15 protein-coding genes and 1 pseudogene are annotated in these 18032 nt (G+C 57.9%); 7 read left to right on the top strand and 9 right to left on the bottom strand.

The features are described 5' to 3' along the window. Positions 1–34: 34 nt before the first annotated feature. Positions 35–547 carry a TIGR00645 family protein gene (locus ACOQOQ_RS02075; RefSeq protein ID WP_420569714.1) on the bottom strand — a complete coding sequence of 171 codons (513 nt, stop codon included), beginning with the start codon at positions 545–547 and terminating at the stop codon, positions 35–37. A gap of 321 nt (positions 548–868) precedes the next feature. Next, positions 869–1753, bottom strand: coding sequence for a helix-turn-helix domain-containing protein (locus ACOQOQ_RS02080; RefSeq protein ID WP_420568499.1), 885 nt, complete (start codon positions 1751–1753; stop codon positions 869–871). A gap of 84 nt (positions 1754–1837) precedes the next feature. Here ACOQOQ_RS02080 and ACOQOQ_RS02085 point away from each other — a divergent pair, with 84 nt between their 5' ends. From ACOQOQ_RS02085 to ACOQOQ_RS02100, 4 genes and pseudogenes are all read left to right on the top strand, one after another. After that, the gene (locus ACOQOQ_RS02085; RefSeq protein ID WP_420568500.1) at positions 1838–3253 is read left to right on the top strand and encodes an aldehyde dehydrogenase family protein; all 1416 of its coding nucleotides are present in this window, start codon (positions 1838–1840) and stop codon (positions 3251–3253) included. 143 nt (positions 3254–3396) lie between these two features. Further along, positions 3397–4182: a coniferyl-alcohol dehydrogenase gene (locus ACOQOQ_RS02090; RefSeq protein WP_420568501.1), complete on the top strand. Its 786-nt coding sequence runs from the start codon at positions 3397–3399 to the stop codon at positions 4180–4182. A 9-nt stretch (positions 4183–4191) separates the two neighbouring features. Beyond that, positions 4192–4326 (top strand): annotated as a pseudogene (locus ACOQOQ_RS02095) (aldehyde dehydrogenase family protein); the annotation flags it as partial. A 200-nt stretch (positions 4327–4526) separates the two neighbouring features. Then, a complete protein-coding gene (locus ACOQOQ_RS02100; protein WP_420568502.1) occupies positions 4527–5291 on the top strand; it encodes an SDR family NAD(P)-dependent oxidoreductase in 765 nt (254 codons plus the stop codon). Positions 5292–5855: 564 nt separating this feature from the next. Here ACOQOQ_RS02100 and ACOQOQ_RS02105 read toward each other — a convergent pair. Next, complete coding sequence (locus tag ACOQOQ_RS02105) at positions 5856–6476, bottom strand: TetR/AcrR family transcriptional regulator (RefSeq protein ID WP_420569715.1); 621 nt, start codon at positions 6474–6476, stop codon at positions 5856–5858. 92 nt (positions 6477–6568) lie between these two features. Between ACOQOQ_RS02105 and ACOQOQ_RS02110 the strand changes: the two genes are divergently transcribed. Next, a complete protein-coding gene (locus tag ACOQOQ_RS02110) occupies positions 6569–8614 on the top strand; it encodes an FAD-dependent oxidoreductase (RefSeq protein ID WP_420568503.1) in 2046 nt (681 codons plus the stop codon). Between the two features lie 479 nt (positions 8615–9093). Here the strand turns inward: ACOQOQ_RS02110 and ACOQOQ_RS02115 are convergent, their stop codons facing one another. The 4 genes from ACOQOQ_RS02115 to nhaA all read right to left on the bottom strand — a co-directional run bounded on the left by ACOQOQ_RS02115 (position 9094) and on the right by nhaA (position 13675). Next, positions 9094–10293: an IS91 family transposase gene (locus ACOQOQ_RS02115; RefSeq protein ID WP_420566739.1), complete on the bottom strand. Its 1200-nt coding sequence runs from the start codon at positions 10291–10293 to the stop codon at positions 9094–9096. 12 nt (positions 10294–10305) lie between these two features. After that, positions 10306–11193 carry a tyrosine-type recombinase/integrase gene (locus tag ACOQOQ_RS02120; protein WP_092465131.1) on the bottom strand — a complete coding sequence of 296 codons (888 nt, stop codon included), beginning with the start codon at positions 11191–11193 and terminating at the stop codon, positions 10306–10308. A gap of 291 nt (positions 11194–11484) precedes the next feature. Continuing rightward, positions 11485–12453 carry a sodium-dependent bicarbonate transport family permease gene (locus ACOQOQ_RS02125; RefSeq protein WP_420568504.1) on the bottom strand — a complete coding sequence of 323 codons (969 nt, stop codon included), beginning with the start codon at positions 12451–12453 and terminating at the stop codon, positions 11485–11487. Between the two features lie 31 nt (positions 12454–12484). Continuing rightward, on the bottom strand, positions 12485–13675 hold the full coding sequence (gene nhaA / locus ACOQOQ_RS02130) for a Na+/H+ antiporter NhaA (RefSeq protein WP_420568505.1): 1191 nt from the start codon (positions 13673–13675) through the stop codon (positions 12485–12487). A gap of 100 nt (positions 13676–13775) precedes the next feature. On the opposite strand from nhaA, the gene ACOQOQ_RS02135 reads away from it, so the two are divergent. Both ACOQOQ_RS02135 and ACOQOQ_RS02140 read left to right on the top strand, forming a co-directional pair. After that, positions 13776–14681: a LysR substrate-binding domain-containing protein gene (locus ACOQOQ_RS02135; protein ID WP_420568506.1), complete on the top strand. Its 906-nt coding sequence runs from the start codon at positions 13776–13778 to the stop codon at positions 14679–14681. Positions 14682–15147: 466 nt separating this feature from the next. Further along, positions 15148–15594 (top strand): SMI1/KNR4 family protein, encoded by a 447-nt coding sequence (locus ACOQOQ_RS02140; RefSeq protein WP_420568507.1) that lies wholly within the window; start codon positions 15148–15150, stop codon positions 15592–15594. Positions 15595–15701: 107 nt separating this feature from the next. Here the strand turns inward: ACOQOQ_RS02140 and rpsD are convergent, their stop codons facing one another. Then, positions 15702–16322 (bottom strand): 30S ribosomal protein S4, encoded by a 621-nt coding sequence (gene rpsD, locus ACOQOQ_RS02145; RefSeq protein WP_420568508.1) that lies wholly within the window; start codon positions 16320–16322, stop codon positions 15702–15704. A gap of 140 nt (positions 16323–16462) precedes the next feature. Continuing rightward, a complete protein-coding gene (locus tag ACOQOQ_RS02150) occupies positions 16463–17527 on the bottom strand; it encodes a Hint domain-containing protein (protein ID WP_420568509.1) in 1065 nt (354 codons plus the stop codon). Positions 17528–18032: the final 505 nt, after the last annotated feature.

Below are 18032 nucleotides of genomic sequence, written 5' to 3' on the forward strand. Positions count from 1 at the left end.
TGAACGCTTGTGTGACGCGAAGGACCCGCCCGGGTCAGCGCTTTTTCGTCTGCGCGGCCAGCCAATCCATCGCGGCCATCAACACGCCCGAGCCGACGAACACCATGTGGATCACCACCAGCCAATACAGCGCCTGTTCATCCAGGGGCTTGTCGGTTTTGCCAATCTCCATGAACTGCTTCAGCAGATGAATAGCCGAAATCGCCACGATCGAGGCGATCAGCTTCATTTTCAGCCCGCCGAAATCCACGGTGCCCATCCAGCTGGGCCGATCACCACCGTCATCGATGTCCAGCTTGGACACGAAGTTTTCATAGCCCGAGAACAAGACGATCAGCAGCAGGTTTGCGGCCAGCGAAAGGTCGATCAGGGTCAGCACAACCAGAATAGCCTTGTCGGCGGTCATGGTCAGAACTTGCGGCGCGTAATAAATCAGCTCGCGGCAGAACACGATGGTCAGCATCCCCAAGGACACAACCAGCCCCAGATACATCGGAGCCATCAACCAACGCGAGGCAAACAGCCCCTGTTCGAATTTCCGTTCCAGCGCTGGTTTTTCGGCCATGTCAGCTCTCCTGTCCTGTCGCAGACGCGGTTTAAGCGATGCTGCACCGCCGCGCAATGCGTCAGGGTGTATCCGAAACGATCATTGTCTATGTTTGTAAAGCGGGGCTCTTCCGACCTTCGCCAAGGCTGCACCGATGACGGCTTTTGTTACGGTCGATGGAAACCCTTGTGGATTCGCAGCCTTTGCCAAATTGACCTTGCGGTAGGTCGGTCCCCTCGCCGGACGCTGCAGTCAGAGAGGCCATTGTGTGCTTCCGTTGGTTTAACCAAAGCGTGCGGTCTGTTTGTAATTCAGAAGGCATTAAGGCCAATCCGCGAAGTTTCCAGATTCAGGGCGGTATCCGTCCATATCAAGTTGGGACGCGTATTTTCGGTAGGCCCCGGGCGACACGCCTGTGTTTTTCTTAAAAAAGTGACCGAACCGTGAGTCGTCGGCAAACCCGAGCGCGTTGGCAATCTCCTTCACGGATTGTCCTGTGTTTTCCAGTCTTGCCTTAGCTTCCGCAATCAAGCGTTCATGCACCAGAATCGAAGGTGTCCGCTCCGTGTGACGTTTGCAAATACGGTGGAGCCTGTCGTACTCGACACCCAAAGCTTCAGCATATTCCGAAACCTTCCAATGGTCACGATAGTGTATTTCGACTAGATGTCGAAAACGCCGCAAAACCTCCGAGCGTTTGGTGTTCTCGTTTTCCACTTTGGGCGCATGAACGCGAAGAGCAATAATCAGAAGACAACGCAAATAAGCTGACTGCATCATTGGCGATCGGTGGTGCGGAACTTTGGTTTCGAAGGCAAACCATTCGAAAAGAGATTCTACGTGGGAAAAGCGCGGGTCGATTTTGAGTGCGACCTGAAAAGGTTGCTCGATCATCATGCGTAGGTGGACCGACTCTGCCTGACTACCGACGGCGTCCAGTATGAGCGTATCGCTGATACCAAGGACTTTGGCACTGGCGCCTGGAGCCAGCGTAATTCTTGGAAACTGCATGCTTGGCCAAAAGCACAATGCGGGCCCGGGAACTTCCTGGCCATCGTCACCGACTTGCAGCTTTCCGCGTTCCAGTTGGAGCAAGGTGGCAAAGTCTTCCGAGAATCTGCGTCGAAGGGTTCTTGGCTTTAGCGCTTCTCGCTCAACCTGGCAGATCGCGTACGGGGATGTTGCCGAATTATGCAATTTTTTCACAATCCATATCCAGAATTTCACATTTATCGCACAGTCTCATCTCGCTAGCTTTTTCACAAGCCATCTGTGTTTTGAGGAGGGAACATGGACATTGCGGCCAGTGAAATAGTCAGATTCAAGCCAGTGGAACTTGGTCTGCAGGGGCCCGATGACCTTGCGCAATCATGCGAGGTTCGGGAGCGGATGACGACGGCTTGTCCAGCGATGCTTGCCGAATGTGCCGCCGCTTTTGAACCATGGTCGAAAGGCACACCACGAGAACGTGCGGCGTGCCTCGAAAGCCTTGCTGACGAGCTCGAAAAATCCCGTGACATCCTCTGTGAGACAATGCTCGACGAGATCGGAGCAACGGCCGCCTGGGCCAACCACAACGTCTCTCTGGCCGCAAAAACCCTCAGAGAAACAGCCACCTATGCAGACACGATCTCTCAAGGCCCCGAGGTTATCCCAAACCTCGACGTGCGCAGCTATGTGGTCAACGACCCGCTGGGTGTCTGTCTGGCAATCACGCCGTGGAATGCACCGCTCATTTTGGGGGCACGCGCAATCGCAATGGCTCTGCTGTGCGGAAACACGGTTCTTTTGAAGGGCAATGAGCTTTCGCCCAAATGCTATCAACTCTTCGGAGACGCAATCGAACGGTCCGCGTTACCCGACAAGGTCGTGAACCTGTTTCTTTGCGCGACTGACGTTGGTGAAGCCGTGGTCGATATGCTGATCGCGTCCCCAGTCGTGCGTCATATCAGTTTCACCGGGTCCACACGCGTTGGGAGGCGCGTGGCGGAGATCAGTGCACGACATCTCAAGCGCCCTTTGCTTGAGCTCGGCGGACAGGCATCGATGATTGTGCTTGGGGACGCCGATCTCGAATTGGCGGCACAAGCCGTAGTAGAAGGTGGCTTTCTCAATCAGGGCCAGATTTGCATGTCCACAGAGCGTCTCATCGTTGACGCACCAATTGCTGACACGTTTATTGCCATGGTTGAGAAATTACGATCCGGTTTAACCGTAGGGGATCCACGGCAAGCGAGCACCGATCTTGGGCCTCTTATAAACGCGGAGTCTGCACAGCGGCTTTCGGGTCTTGTGAGCGACGCGGTCTCTAAAGGCGCAAAGGTTGTTGGCGGCGCAGGTGTTGACGGCGCTTATTTCGAACCGACCCTAATCGACCATGTCGAACCAGAAATGCGCCTCTTTCAGGAAGAGGTGTTCGGGCCGGTATTGTCGGTAACGCGGATCAACAGCGCTGACGAAGCAATCACTATCGCAAACGACAGCGGCTACGGTTTGGCCGCCTCAATTTTCACGGCAAATCTCGAAGAAGCGCGGCGGATCGCGTCGCAGCTCGAAACGGGGATTTGTCACATCAACCGATCGACCGTCGATGACGACCCGCACGCCCCGTTCGGGGGGATGAAAGACAGCGGGTATGGGCGCTTTGGTGGACGATGGGCCATTGATGAATTCACCAACCAACGTTGGTTTACAGAACGCATCTAGGCGCTACCCGCTCTCAAACTTCAACAAAAAGTCGCTTCTTTGAACTCGCCTTTGGGCGGGACGGGGACAGTGCGTTCTGCGCACTGGTCTTGGCGACACCGGTTCAACCACTCAACACACCAGCTCACGCTCAGGGAGGAAAAATGCTTCAAGGAAAGAACATTGTAGTCACCGGCGCCGCTTCAGGCATTGGGAAGCGCACAGCCGAACTCGCACATACAATGGGTGCGAACGTTTTCAGCATTGATCGTGATACCCCAAGAAATTCGGTCGGCCACTTCATCCAAGGAGATCTTGGAACTGAAGGAGGGGTCGCCGCCATCCTCGACCAACTGCCTGCGGGTCTCGATGCGCTGGCCAACGTCGCAGGGCTTTCGGGAACACCAGGCGCGGTCCCGACAATTGCGGTGAACTTCCTCGGCTTGAGAGCGCTTTCGCTCGGAGTGGTCGCGAAAATGAACCAACGCGGTGCGATCATCAATGTCGCTTCCATCGCGGGCTTCGGCTGGCGACCCAACCTCGAAAAGGTCAAAGCAGCCGTTGCCGCGGAAGGGTTCCCTGATCCAGCCGCGTTCTGCACCGATCACGAGATCACAGATGAAAACTCCTACCCCTCGTCCAAGGAACTCTTGCTGCTTTGGACCTATCAAGCCGCGCATCTCGATGTCTTCAAATCGAAGAACATCCGCGTGAACGCGGTGAGTCCCGGCCCGGTCGAAACCCCCATACTCGAACAATTCCGCAACGTCTTGGGGGACGCACGTGTCAACAGTGACATCGATCGTGTCGGACGTGCGGGCACAGCAGACGACATCGCACCGACAATCGCATTTCTGGCTTCGGATATGGCGCGATGGGTCAACGGCACAAACATCGCCTGCGATGGCGGGCTTGAAGCCTCGGTCATGGCAGAAGTCATGGGTTTTTAAGGACAAATCGATGAAGCTCAAATGCCTTTCGGCGGCGTCAAAGAGAGTGGCTACGGCCGTTTCGGCGGCAAGGCGGCAATCGACGCATTCACCACACAACGCTGGGTCACGATCGAGAACCCCAAGCAACACTATCCGTTCTAAGTGCGATGCACATCCAAGAGCGCAAGAGTTTGTGGAGCACGGTATCGCCGCAAGAACAAGCGGCCACCGCGGCCACGAAATCGGGGAGCTCAACGTGGTTGGGCTTACCGGGCATTGGCTCGCTACGGGCCACATTCACACAGTTTATCAACCAACTAGGGAGAGAAAAAATGACAGGACGTCTAGAAGGAAAGGTCGTTTTGCTGACCGGCGCAGGAGGAGGCCTCGGGTCTGCTCAAGCCAAACTGATGGCAAAAGAGGGGGCGACGCTTATGCTGGCCAACTTGCCCGAAGACCCCGTTGTCGCGGAAGGGAAAGCTGCAAATTGCCTCTGGGAAAACGCTCAGAACACAGCAAAGAGCATTCGTGATGCAGGCGGCAAAGCGGAGGTTGTGGCGCTTGATGTGACCAGTGAATCGCAATGGGCAAACGCCGTTGCGCAAACAGTGGATCGCTTCGGGAAGCTCGATGTGCTGGTCAACAACGCTGGCATCTATTATCACGCTGGCTTGCTGGATCACACGATCGACAAGTTCCAGCAAATAGTCGGTGTGAACCAGCTTGGGGTTCTGCTGGGCATGAAAGCGGCCGTTCCTGCAATGAAGGAAAACGGTGGCGGTTCCATCATTAACTTCGCCTCAATCTATGGCATCGCGGGTGCGGGCGTGTCGACGGCTTATCAATCAACCAAAGGCGCCGTGCGATTGATGACCAAGTCTGCGGCATTGGAGTTTGTCGGAGACAACATCCGCATCAACGCTATCTGCCCAGGTATGTTCGACACCAACCTGTTCGAAAGCTCGGTACCCAAAGAGGCATGGGGGCCGTTGGTCGATCTTGTGCCGATGAAGCGTTTCGGAAAACCCGAGGAGATCGCCTACGGCACGGTGTTCCTTGCGTCAGATGAAAGCTCGTTCATGACCGGCTCCGATCTTGTCATCGATGGTGGCTATACCTGCCCATAATGAACCACGTGCCCTCGCCCGATTTGCGGGCGGGGGCAACGGCCGCTCTCCAGCGAATATGCCTTCTTGCTTTGGCGAAGCGCCAATTGGCCGCCATTTTGCACCACCTAGACTCAGGAAAACCCCGTACCAAGCACACCTGCGCAAGGTCAGCAACGACGCACTATGTTGCTATCGCATACCCAGTCCTCGAACAGCAGCTCTGAAGGCCCACAAGCCAACGGACGAACCGTTGACCCTACCATGCTCCCCGATATCGAAGCTTTCGAAGAAAGGGCTGCCATTGCTGAATACGATGGAGGATTGCCAAGAAAGAATTCGGAGGATCTGGCAGCGAAGGGGCAAGAATACTGGGCTTGGCTAGCTGAGTACGTGGTCAGGGAACGACTTCCATCATGAACAACACTCCGTCCGGGCGAAAGCTCGGGCGGGGACCTTCCGCGTTTTATATCGACGACGGGAGTGCAGGACATTGTTGCCGATGAGCGAATTGTTGTGAATGTCTGCAATGAGTTTGGCGCAGACAAAAAAATCGCGTCTAAAAATTCTTAGAATCTCGCGCGCTTAGCTGTGTGAATGCCTTGTCACGAAATTCCGTACATCCATTTGGTTAGGCTGAACGCTGGCGAAAAGTTCCACATAGTGCTGCACCCGCTCAAGCCTTTCGTTTGAGTCTTCTGCGACTTCCATCGAAATATAGCCAATCTGTGTGTAAATAAGCGTCATACCCCGCACTATTGCCTGCTCCTCCGAATAGCCGAACCGCGAGAACATTTGCCTGACCGCGTCGATTCGAGTTTTGTCTGCTTGATCCAGGCGTTCCTTGAGTTTCACGTCAACGCGTGCCCAGTTGCGAATTGCTAGATCAAGCCTTGAATCGAAAAGCGTTGGGTCCAGCCAGCAGTCCATCACGTTGAAGAGTGCTTCGCAGATATTGCTCGCTTCAGCATTACATCGAGCAACGAGATTGCCGGTGTTCATGTTCTCCCAACGCTCGATCACCGCAGCGTGCAATTCATTTAAATCTTTGAAGAACCAATAGAATCCTGTGCGGGTCATGTTCAGGCGCCTTGCTAACGGCATCACCTTCACAGCGTCGATCCCGTCCGTAAGCAAAAGCTCATAGGCCGCATCGAGCCATAGTTCGCGCGAACCACGCGGGCGTTTCTCGGATGTCTCATTCATCGCCACAAAAATACATCGCTTGACACATCTGTCAAGTATCGCGTAGCTATCACTTTACACCTATGTCAAGTCCACCATCTCAGGATGTTCCAATGTCAAAAGATCCACTGCTTCAGCCGTATCAACTCAAGCATCTGACCTTGAGAAATCGCATCATGACCACGAGCCATGAACCGGCATATCCGGAAGATGGCATGCCCAAGGATCGGTATCGCGCCTATCACGAAGAGCGCGCAAAAGCGGGGGTGGCTCTGGCGATGACAGCGGGTTCGGCGGCGGTATCCAAAGACAGCCCGCCGGTGTTTAACAACATCTTGGCTTACAAAGACGAAGTAGTTCCCTGGATTCAGAACCTGTCTGACGGCTGCCACGAACATGGGTGTGCGGTGATGATCCAACTGACCCATCTGGGCCGCCGAACCAACTGGAACAAGGGGCATTGGCTTCCTTCTGTTTCGTCCTCCAAGCATCGCGAGCCCGCGCACCGTGCTTTCCCCAAGCTGATTGAAGATTGGGACATCGACCGGATCATCAATGACTTTGCCGATGCAGCCGAACGCATGAAGTTCGGCGGCATGGATGGGATTGAATTGCAGGTCTATGGTCACCTGCTGGACCAGTTCTGGTCGCCTTTGACCAATGATCTTGCCGGGCCCTATGGTGCCGACACTTTGGAAAACCGACTGCGATTCCCAATGGATGTTCTTAGCGCCGTCCGTAAACGGGTCGGAGATGAGTTTATCGTAGGCTTTCGCTATACGGCGGACGAAGCGCAAAAGGGCGGGATCACCGAAGAGGACGGTATCGAGATTTCCAAGCGACTGGCGGCGACCGGCCAGTTGGATTTTCTGAACGTCATCAAGGGACGCATCCATAACGACCCGGCACTGACCGATGTAATCCCCGTGCAAGGCATGGCCAATGCCCCGCATCTTGATTTCGCTGGACGGGTGAAACAGGCCACTGGAATGCCCACCTTCCACGCGGCAAAGATACCGGATGTTGCCACTGCGCGTCATGCCGTCGCCGCAGGACTTTTGGACATGGTTGGCATGACTCGGGCACACATGGCCGACCCTCATATCGTGAAGAAGATTGTCGAGGGGCGCGAAGATGATATCCGCCCTTGTGTCGGGGCCACCTATTGCCTGGACCGAATTTATCAGGCCGGGGATGCCCTGTGCATTCACAATGCCGCCACTGGTCGCGAACTGACCATGCCACACGAGATCGAACCGGCAACGGAAAAGCGCCGTGTGGTGGTCGTGGGTGCGGGCCCTGCCGGTCTGGAAGCCGCACGGGTTGCGGCCGAGCGTGGTCACGAAGTCATCGTGTTCGAAGCCCAGCCCGATCCCGGTGGACAGGTTCGATTGACGGCACAAAGCGAACGCCGCCGCGAGATGATATCGATCATTGATTGGCGAATGTCCCAATGCGCCGCGCGTGACGTGATCTTCCACTTCAACACCTTGGCCGAAGCCGATGACGTCACCGCGTTGAACCCAGATGTCGTGATCATAGCCACGGGCGGTCTACCCAACACCGAGCTTTTCGAAACAGGCAAGGATGCACCGCATGTCGTGACGGCCTGGGACCTGATTGCCGGGGATGTGAAACCGTCGGATCATGTGCTTATCTATGATGAAAGCGGCGACCATCCGGCGCTGCAGGCCGCAGAAGTCGCTGCATTTGCCGGGTCGAAGGTGGAAATCATGACCCCTGATCGTTCTTTTGCTCCGGATGTCATGGCGATGAACCTGACACCCTACATGCGATCCCTCCAGGACAAGGATGTGACTTTTACCGTCACACGACGGTTGCTGAATGTCGAACGGACAGGCAACAAACTGGCTGCCACTGTCGGCACCGATTACAGCGATCACACCTACCAGATGGAATACGATCAGGTCGTTGTAAATTACGGGACTATGCCGCTTGATGATCTTTACTTTGACCTGAAGCCAATGAGCTCAAATGGCGGAGCTGTTGACTACGAAGACCTCATTGACGGAAAGCCGCAACAAATTTCTCGCAATGCTGAAGGAACGTTTCAGCTATTTCGCATCGGAGACGCAGTTTCGGCACGTAATACACACGCTGCTATCTACGATGCGCTGAGGTTGGTGAAGGACTTGTAAAGCAAAGTCTTCAAATTAAACACTGCTTGGAATGGGTATGCATTGATAAATTGCGTGTCCATTTCTGCAAAAAGACCGTCGAACACGTCTGCTTTGTGCCTCAAATCTACCTTTTGCGCTTTTTGCGGCATTGGTCGAATTGGTGAAGGTTTTCTGATGCGGGTCGCGGCGTAAGGTTGGCGCCTTGGCGGGCGGACGACCCGCGTTGGAAAACCTCCCAAGGACGAAGCCGCGAGGGTCTTGGTGAGACTATGGGGAAAGAGCGCCGGCGGTTGATGCGACGGCGATTTCAGCGGGCCGTTTCACGTTTTTCACGGCGGTGGACACGCGGGCTTCCCAGTCCAGCCGCCAAGCGCTAACCGTCGGACTGTGTGCATGTGCGGTCTGGAACCGCGCTGGTACCTGATCGGCGCAGGTGGCTTGGGCCGGGCCTGCATGGAGCTGCCAGCATGGGTTTATGATCTTTGCGAGGCGTTCGGTCATGCGGCCTGCTCCCTTGGTGGCGCGCGCGACATCGGTTTTTGCCCACGACGGAAGATCTCGATGATACGCATGGGTCCGCCGCAGCATGGGCAGGGTTCACGCAGCGTAAGAGGGGCAACCTCTGGCTCAAGATCGTGGTTATCCGCCTGTTCCACTGGCTGGACGCAGAGCAGCGCGCGGATTTTGGTGAGGTTCGCTTTGCGGACACCGCTGGCCAGCAGGCCGTAATGGCGGATGCGATGGAACCCATCGGGCAGGACATGGATCAGGAAGCGGCGGATGAACTCGGGTGTGGCAAGGCGCATGATCTTCTGGCGATCGCCATTTTTGATGCGATAATCCTTCCAACGGAAAGCTACAGTGTGGGCATCCGCGCTGACCAAGCGATGGTTCGAGATCGCTACCCTGTGGGTATAGCGGCTCAGATAGGCAAGCACGGCCTCTGGGCCGCCAAAGGGCGGTTTGGAATAGACCACCCATTCGGATTTACGGAATGGGGTGAGCCAGGCGGTAAAGGCATCCGGCCGGACCAACCGCTCCAGGTCGCCATAGAAAGCCAGGTCTCCGGCTTGGTGCAGCGCCATCAGGCCGTCCAGAAAGAGGCGGCGGAACAGGCGGGACAGCACGCGCACATGCAAGAAGAACCCGGGCTTGCTGGCGACCCACCTGGTGCCGTCCCTCGACAGACCGCCGCCGGGCACGATCATATGGATATGCGGATGGTGTGTCATGGCAGAGCCCCAGGTGTGCAAGACGCTGGTCAGCCCCACCTTCGCACCCATGCGTTTGGGGTCGGCGGCAGTGGTCATGACCGTTTCCGCCGACGCTTTGAACAGCAGCGCGTAGACCGCCCTCTTGTTCCAATAGGCGATTTGCGCGATCTCGGCGGGCAGCGTGAACACGACGTGGAAATATTCCACGGGAAGCAGGTCCTCGGCGCGGGCCTCAATCCAGTCTCGCGCCGTCGGCCCCTGACACTTCGGGCAATGGCGGTTCTTGCAACTGTTGTAGGCGATGTGATGGTGGCCGCACTTGGTGCAACCGGCCACATGCCCGCCGAGCGCGTCGGTCCGGCAGGCTTCTATCGCTGACATCACCTTGAGTTGCGAGAGGCTGACATGCCCGGCATTGGCCTGCCGCCACGCAGGACCATGGGCACGGAAGATGTCAGCGATCTCTAGCTTTGGCCGGGGCACCCCGACAGCCAATCACTCCAGACTTCGCTTCACAGTCTGGTCCTGCAGCTTGGCCAGCATCTCGTAGGGGCTGACCGTGTCGCGGATCGTTTTGGTGGCGACGTGGGTATATTGCGCCGTCGTGGTGAGCTTGGCGTGACCGAGCAGCACCTGGATCACCCGCACATCCGTGTTGGCCTCCAACAGATGTGTCGCGAAACTGTGCCTCAGCGTGTGCAGTGTTGCCGGTTTGCTGATGCCAGCCATGTGCTTGGCTGAGGTGAAAGCACGGTTCAACTGCCTCGGCGAAATCGGGTTGATCTTTGGCTTGCCCGGGAACAGCCAGCCTTCCGGGCGGGCCTCGCGCCACCAATCACGCAACAGATTCAGCAAGCCCGGGGACAGCATGACCTTGCGATCCTTACGCCCCTTGCCCTGCTCGACATGGATCAGCATCCGGTCGCTGTCGATATCACCGATCTTGAGATTACAGACTTCCGCTGCCCTGAGGCCGGCACCGTAAGAAATGCTGAGCGCCGCCCGATACTTCAGCCCTGGCCCGGGTGCCGCCATCAGGATGTCGGACACCTCCTCGACGCTGAGAACGATCGGCAACTTCCGCGGTTCGGTGCGGAATTGCATATAGCGCTTCATCTCCTCCCGCCCGCAGGTCATGCCGAAGAAGAACCTGAGCGCCACGATCCGCGCATTGAAAGTTGACGGCGTGACCCCTGCGTTGGTCATATGAAGCTGATAGGCGCGCAGTTCCTCCGGCGTTGCGGTATCAGGCGAATGGCCAAGGAATGCGGTGAAGTCTTTGATCGCTCGGATGTGGGCTTTCTGAGCTTTGTCGCCCATGCCACGGATACGCATGTCTTCGACCATCCGCTGACGCAGCGGGCTTACTCTCTCCTCTGTCATGGAAACCTCCTGTCTAATGATTGAGAAGGCCCCAATCGTCCGGCAGGTCATCAAAATCGCAAAATGCGCACTGATTTGGTCAGGTCACCACACCAACCAAAGGCGCCAATGCCGCGGAGCGGCTTAGTCCATGGGCTCATACCCGACGTTGGGCAGGGATCGGGCGTGCTTCAAAGCATCGCTGTCACCGGCACGATCCGGGTATACCGCCAATGTATTCCTTAACCGTTTTGTTTTTCCTGCCGACTTGAACTGCGCGTCGCAGTCTTCACTCGTGCTTCTGCGCTTTGGTCATATCAAGTTTGCCAACAGGAAATATATGGGGAGCCCGAGGGTGAGGTTGAAGGGAAATGTGACCCCGAGCGCAAGTGATAGATAGATGCCCGATTTCGCCTGCGGCAAAGCCAGGCGCATGGCGGCTGGCACGGCGATGTAAGAGGCCGAGGCGCTCAGAACCATCATTAGGAAAATACCCCCGGTGCTCAGCCCGATCAGCACGCCGGCCGCAAGACCGAACAGGCTGCCGATCAGCGGCATGATGCAGCCGAAGGCCAGCAGGCCGCCCGAGATGTCTTTGCGGTGTTCCAGAAGGCTCTTGCCCGCAGACAGGCCCATATCCAGCAGAAACACCGCCAGCACGCCGGTGAACGGAACCACGATGAAGGGCTTGAGCTCGATCAGCCCGGCCTCGCCGGTGATCGCGCCGATAGCGAAGGAACCGATCAGCAGCACGATGGAGCCGTTGCCGATGATGTGGCGGAGGAGCGAATTGTCGGATGAGGCCGTGCCCGCTCTGCGTGCGGCGAGCCAAAGTGCGGACATGATCGCGGGCACTTCCATGACCGCGGCAACCGCCACAAGGTATCCTTCGAACCCAAGGCCGCGCCCTTCAAGCAGGTTCACCGCAGTGACGAATGTCACGATCGAGATCGATCCATAATGTCCTGCAACCGCAGAGGCATTCAGGGGATCGAGACGGGTCATGATCCTGAGCAGCCAATAGGCGATGAAGGGCAAGACGAAGGACAGCACGGCCCCCGCCCCGAGCGAGGCGATCATCTGGGAATCGACCCCGCTCTCTGCGACCGCCACGCCGCCCTTGAAGCCGATTGCAAGCAGCAGGTAGATCGACATGATCTTGGCTGCTCCGTCTGGGATCGACAGGTCGCTGCGGGCAATCGCAGCGACCAGGCCAAGGATGAAGAAAAGGATCGTGGGCGCGAGCAGGTTGCTCGCCAGGGAGGCGATTGAAAGGTCCATGACTGTCCCGTAACTTGGTTGTTGTCGTTGTTTATGCAGCAGGCGCGGTGACCGATGCCGGGCGTGCAGCACTGCGCAGCACCGCGTAGCCCAGCAGGCCGGATAGGATCGAGCCCGAGATCACCCCCAGCCGCACCGCGTTCATGGTGTCACCGGCGCCGAAGGCCAGCGAGCCGATGAACAGGCTCATGGTAAATCCCACGCCGGTCAGGCAGGCCACACCGTAGATATGGCGCCAGTCCACTCCCTCGGGCAACCTCGCCAGCCCGCTCTTGACCGCGATCCAGGTGGCCCCGAACACGCCGACCTGCTTGCCCAGGAACAGCCCGGCGGCGATGCCAAGGGGCAGCGGCTGGGTCAGGTCGTCGAGCGACAGGCCGGTCAGGCTCACACCCGCATTGGCGAAAGCAAAGACCGGCAGGATCAGGAAGGCGACCCAGGGGTGCAGGGAATGCTCCAGCCGGTACAGCAGCGCCTTCTCGCCATCCTTTTCTTTCAGCGGGATGGTCAGCGCGATCAGCACGCCCGCCAGGGTCGCATGGACACCTGATTTCAGCACGAATACCCACATGAAAACCCCGATGATCAGGTACGGCGCCACCCGTTGAACCCCCATCCGATTGAGCGCAACCGCCAGCGCGAAACCCAGCATCGACAGGGTCAGCGCATTGGTTGACAGCTCGGAGGTGTAAAACACCGCGATGATAACAATGGCGCCCAGATCATCGATGATGGCAACCGCCAGCAGAAACACCTTGAGCGCCACCGGCGCGCGAGTCCCGAGCAGGGCGAGAATACCGAGGGCAAAAGCGATATCAGTGGCCGTGGGTACCGCCCAGCCAGTGAGATTGGCAGGCAACCCCCTGTTCATCGCCACAAAGACCAGCGCCGGCACCGCCATGCCGCCAATCGCTGCCAGCACCGGTAACACCGCCTTGTCAAAGCTCGAAAGCTCGCCGGTGAGCACCTCGCGCTTGATCTCCAGTCCGACCAGGAAGAAGAAGATCGCCATCAGCCCGTCATTGATCCACAACAGCGCCGGTTTGGATATCTCAAAACTGCCGATCCCGACCCGGATGTTAGTGCCAAGAACACCATCATAAAGCGCCGCCAGCGGGCTGTTGGCGGCCAGCATAGCCGTGAGGGCAACCCCCATTAGGATCAAGCCAGCGCTGGCCTCAAGTTTCATAAAGGCCTGGATGCGGGACAGGGTCTTGACCATCGGAATTTCCGTTCGATTGAGGGTGTCTGCAGGGATATCGGTTGCCAGAGACATACTTTCAAATATATGTTTCATCTATATTGCATAGCTTGAGGCTATAATGCGCCCAACCCTGCGCCAGCTCGAATACATCGTCGCCGTTGCCGAGACCGGACAGGTCAGCCTGGCCGCGACTCGGCTGAATGTCAGCCAGCCCAGCCTCTCGGCGCAGTTGGCCGAAGTCGAGGCCGATCTGGGTGCCGTGCTCTTTCAGCGCGGACGGTCGGGTGCCAAGCCCACACCGGTGGGCGAAGAAGTCACGCGGCGGGCCCGCCAGATCCTGCATGAACTGCAGGACCTGCGCGCCGCGGCCCGGGGCGGCGGCATCTTCCAGGGCCGTTTGCGCCTGGGCGTGCTGCCCTCGATCGGGCCCTACTTGCTTCCCGGCGTGGTGCGGCGGCTGCATGTCGAACACCCCAGCTTTCGCCTGATCGTGCGCGAAGAGAGCACCCGTGACCTGGATGAAGGGCTGCGCAGCGGGCGGCTGGACATGATCATCTCGACGCCCGAAGACCATCCGGGCACCCGTCAGGCGCCGCTGTTCACAGAAAAACTCTGGACCGCCATGGCACTGGATCACCCGCTGCACGACGAAACCAGCCGGGTCGCATTGCAGGCGCTTGCCGGGCAGATTTTCCTGACCCTTGGCGCCGGGCACCGGTTGTCGCACATCGTCGCGGGCCTTGCCAGCCGTGCTGGTGGCCACGTTTCGGATGAATACGAAGGCACGAGCCTGGACGCGATCCGCCTGATGGCAGCCTCTGGCGCCGGGATCGCCATCCTGCCCAGCATCTATGCCGCGACCGAGGCGCGCCGCGCCACCGATGTGAGCCTGCGGGTGCTGGATGACCCCGCGGCCAGCCGCGACATCGCGCTGATCCAGCCACAGCTCCCGGAACCCCGCCCCGGCAGCGAGGTATTGTCGGAAATACTCAGAGCCGAGGCGCAGCGTTTACTGGCAGCCTGATCCGCCAAGAGGCTCGGCCTAGGAGACCGGGTTGTAAATCATACCCCGAGTACGCGACCGCAGAGCCAATTCCAGTAAAAACGGGGCAAACACGGAGTTCGAGCGTTCGCCATCGCGCTGAGTGACACCGCCTGGATCACTATGCGTTTGCATTCGGATTTGTGGCCAGCAAGATCGGCTCGCTTGTCTTTGCCGGGTTGAGTGTCGGTTTGACCCGGGTGGTCGGCTTTTTCCTGTCGATCGGACTGGTGGCGTCGGATGACTGGTTCTATGGCCGTTTCCGGACGTTCTGGACCCGGTTTCAGCCATGCTGCACCGCCGCGCAGTGCGGCAGGGTGTATCCGAAGCGGTCATTGTTTATGTCAGCAGCGCGGACAAAGCTGACATCAATTGACCCAACTCAGTATTCCGATAAATAGGTCGAAGCCCATTTTCATCTTTGTCCGCGTCTCAAAAGAACCCTTCCATGGCCGCTACCAACGAGAATTTTCGGAAGTTTTGCGAGGCCAGCTTGACTGCTGGAGGAGCTTCTCCATCTCAGATTGCTAACGCAGAGAGTTCTTTGGGGGTCGTTTTCCCAAAGAGTTACCGGGCTTTCCTTGAGGAGTTTGGTGCCATGATTGCCGATGGCTTTGAAGTCTTTGGGATAGTTGAAATTGAGAAAAACAGTCCACCCATGTGGCAACAGGTTGTTGATGTGACGAGCCAACTTCGGAGGTTGGGGCAAGTCGGAACCGAGAGGCGTCACCTTGTTCCAATCTCAGAAGATGGTCTAGGGGCGTACTTTTTCCTAAACACAAACTGCTCAGGCAATGGCGAAGTCCTTGCCATCGGACCCGGGGTTGACGAAGTAATCGCTCAAGACCTCGAAAGCTTTGCCGTCAGGATGAACTCTGGTGATATGCAATACTAGCCGCCCCGGGCAGAGAAGGCTCAATCTGGACTTTGGACAGAAACACCAAATGAAAAACCCGGCCGCGAGGGCCGGGTTTTCCTGAATTTCGTCTGGATCGGCGAAGATTAGTTCTTCGCGTAGAATTCCACGACCAGGTTCGGTTCCATCATCACCGGGTAGGGCACGTCCGACAGGCCGGGGGTGCGCACGAAGGTGGCTTTCATCTTCGAGTGGTCGGCGTCGATGTAGTCAGGAACGTCACGCTCGGGCAGTTGCACGGCTTCCAGCAGAACGGCCAGTTGCTTGGACTTGTCACGAACTTCGACAACGTCGCCTTCTTTGACGCGGTAGGACGCGATGTTCACGCGCTTGCCGTTCACCAGGACGTGGCCATGGTTCACGAACTGACGGGCCGCGAAAACGGTGGGCACGAACTTGGCGCGGTAGACAACGGCGTCCAGGCGGCGCTCCAGCAGGCCGATCAGGTTTTCACCGGTATCGCCTTTGACACGCTCGGCTTCGCCATAGATGCGACGGAACTGTTTCTCGGTCAGGTCGCCGTAGTAGCCTTTCAGCTTCTGCTTGGCACGCAGCTGGGTGCCGAAGTCGGACAGCTTGCCCTTACGGCGCTGACCGTGCTGGCCGGGGCCATATTCACGACGGTTGACGGGGGATTTGGGGCGGCCCCAAATGTTTTCGCCCATGCGGCGATCAATTTTGTACTTGGCAGACGTGCGTTTGGTCACGGCTGATCTCCTTCGTTTAGGTTTCGAAGGGCGTTGTCCTCTTGCCGGATTTGGCCGACATGACAGGCATCCCCTTGCGGGGGCCACCAACACCAATGAAGCCGCGCTTATAGACGAAGGTTTGGAGGAGTCAACAGCCCTTAGGCAACCTCGTGCATCAGGATCGCGGCCTCGGACCTGTTCAGCATCCGGCGGGCATAGTCGCCGTACCCTGTTGGATCATCCATCACATCCGGGCGGGCCTTGCCCAGCCGCAGACGGTCGCTGTCCTCCAGCGCATCGAAATGCGCGCTGGCCGGGTGGAAGCTTTCGGTATCGACGCCGTTGGCGCGGATCACGTGGTGATGCGGCAGAAGGATGTGAATATAAGTGACCTCGCGCAGACCCATGTCCACGTTGACCGTGTGACCGTTCACCAGATCGCGCGCGGCGACCAGCACCTCGGGCGTGTTGAACAGCGCTTGGGCTGCATCCCCGCGCAGCAAGATACGGTGATCGGGCGAGACCAGCAGCTCTTGATCCGGGCGGTCCAGCCCAAAGGTGCCGGCGCGCACCCGGATCGGGCGCAGATAAGGCATCGCGAAAAGACGTGCGCCCGTCATCCGGCGCTGGCCGATCCATTGGATTTGCTGGGCCCCGCTGTCCCGGGTTTGAACCATGTCGCCCTCGCGCAGGTCCTGCACCAGTCGCGGCCCCGAGGGCGTTTCGATCTTGGTCCCAGGGGTGAAGCAGATGACACCGCGACGCGTATCCGCGACCTCGGCCCCGCCATCGGGGCGCACTGCGGCATGCACGATCCACAAATCACGTTTCTGGGGGGGCACATCGCCGACGAACATCGCCAGCGGGGCGCCGCCCGTATCCGGATCAACCAACGTAACCGTATAGGACCGCTGACCATCCGTGACGATAAAGTACCGATCTCGCAGAGGGGTGTCCCTGCCCTGCGGCTCTTGCTTGCGCTTGTCTGAAAGTGCAACGCCAACCAGTCGCGACACCATGCGTGCCGCGCTTCGGCGAAGATTCTCTTCTCCGTCCGCATTTTCCAGTCGCAAAAGGTCGTTGCGGCCATCTACGCGCAGCGCGTCCCCATGCCAAGACCATGCTGCTCCCACGGTCAATTGCGTCAAAGGGGCGGCCCGCAAGCCGTCTAGTTCTGTTTGCGACCAAGAAATGACGAACGTGCCCAGATAGCCCGTTCTCATTGCCCGTATGCCTGCCATTTATTTTTTTATTACAACCAGCCATAGCAGAATCCGATTCGTCTGCCTAGCCCGCTGAGAACGAAAATCTTGTCCGATTCCAACGAATTGTCTTAAGTTTTCCCCACGAACATGCGTAGCAGCGCGCACCGACCAACCAAGAGTAGAGCCTTCTTTCAATCCCGCGCGATCTTGTGCCGGGCTGACGGATCATCGCTCCGGCGGCCTTTGCCTCGCCGGGCACGGCGAACACCAGGAAGAAACCGCGCTTCGCGACTCGGCCCTGTGGCCAAGACAAAAGCGGTGGGATTCTCCGACTTGGGACCGTCGAAAACCTGCCCTTGCGCCGAAAACCTGCACAAACTTTAGGCGCCAGCAGAAGTCTCCGACCCCGCTACCCATGATTTCTCGCTGCACCGCAGCGGCAAGGTCTTGCAATTCACCCGGTCTCTCTTAGTAACATTGGGTCCAATCAACAGGCCACAATGGCGTGGCCCTGCCTATTTCG

This window comes from Thalassovita sp. (assembly GCF_965218685.1).
In the GTDB taxonomy this organism is placed as follows: Bacteria; Pseudomonadota; Alphaproteobacteria; order Rhodobacterales; family Rhodobacteraceae; genus Thalassobius.

What these genes read in the sequence shown, in the direction of transcription:
- ACOQOQ_RS02085 (WP_420568500.1), top strand. Translation starts at nt 1,838, where the DNA reads ATGGACATTGCGGCCAGTGAAATAGTCAGATTCAAGCCAGTGGAACTT.
- ACOQOQ_RS02090 (WP_420568501.1), top strand. Translation starts at nt 3,397, where the DNA reads ATGCTTCAAGGAAAGAACATTGTAGTCACCGGCGCCGCTTCAGGCATT.
- ACOQOQ_RS02105 (WP_420569715.1), bottom strand. Translation starts at nt 6,476, where the DNA reads ATGAATGAGACATCCGAGAAACGCCCGCGTGGTTCGCGCGAACTATGG.
- ACOQOQ_RS02110 (WP_420568503.1), top strand. Translation starts at nt 6,569, where the DNA reads ATGTCAAAAGATCCACTGCTTCAGCCGTATCAACTCAAGCATCTGACC.
- ACOQOQ_RS02120 (WP_092465131.1), bottom strand. Translation starts at nt 11,193, where the DNA reads ATGACAGAGGAGAGAGTAAGCCCGCTGCGTCAGCGGATGGTCGAAGAC.
- ACOQOQ_RS02125 (WP_420568504.1), bottom strand. Translation starts at nt 12,453, where the DNA reads ATGGACCTTTCAATCGCCTCCCTGGCGAGCAACCTGCTCGCGCCCACG.
- nhaA (WP_420568505.1), bottom strand. Translation starts at nt 13,675, where the DNA reads ATGGTCAAGACCCTGTCCCGCATCCAGGCCTTTATGAAACTTGAGGCC.
- ACOQOQ_RS02135 (WP_420568506.1), top strand. Translation starts at nt 13,776, where the DNA reads ATGCGCCCAACCCTGCGCCAGCTCGAATACATCGTCGCCGTTGCCGAG.
- ACOQOQ_RS02140 (WP_420568507.1), top strand. Translation starts at nt 15,148, where the DNA reads ATGGCCGCTACCAACGAGAATTTTCGGAAGTTTTGCGAGGCCAGCTTG.
- ACOQOQ_RS02150 (WP_420568509.1), bottom strand. Translation starts at nt 17,527, where the DNA reads ATGAGAACGGGCTATCTGGGCACGTTCGTCATTTCTTGGTCGCAAACA.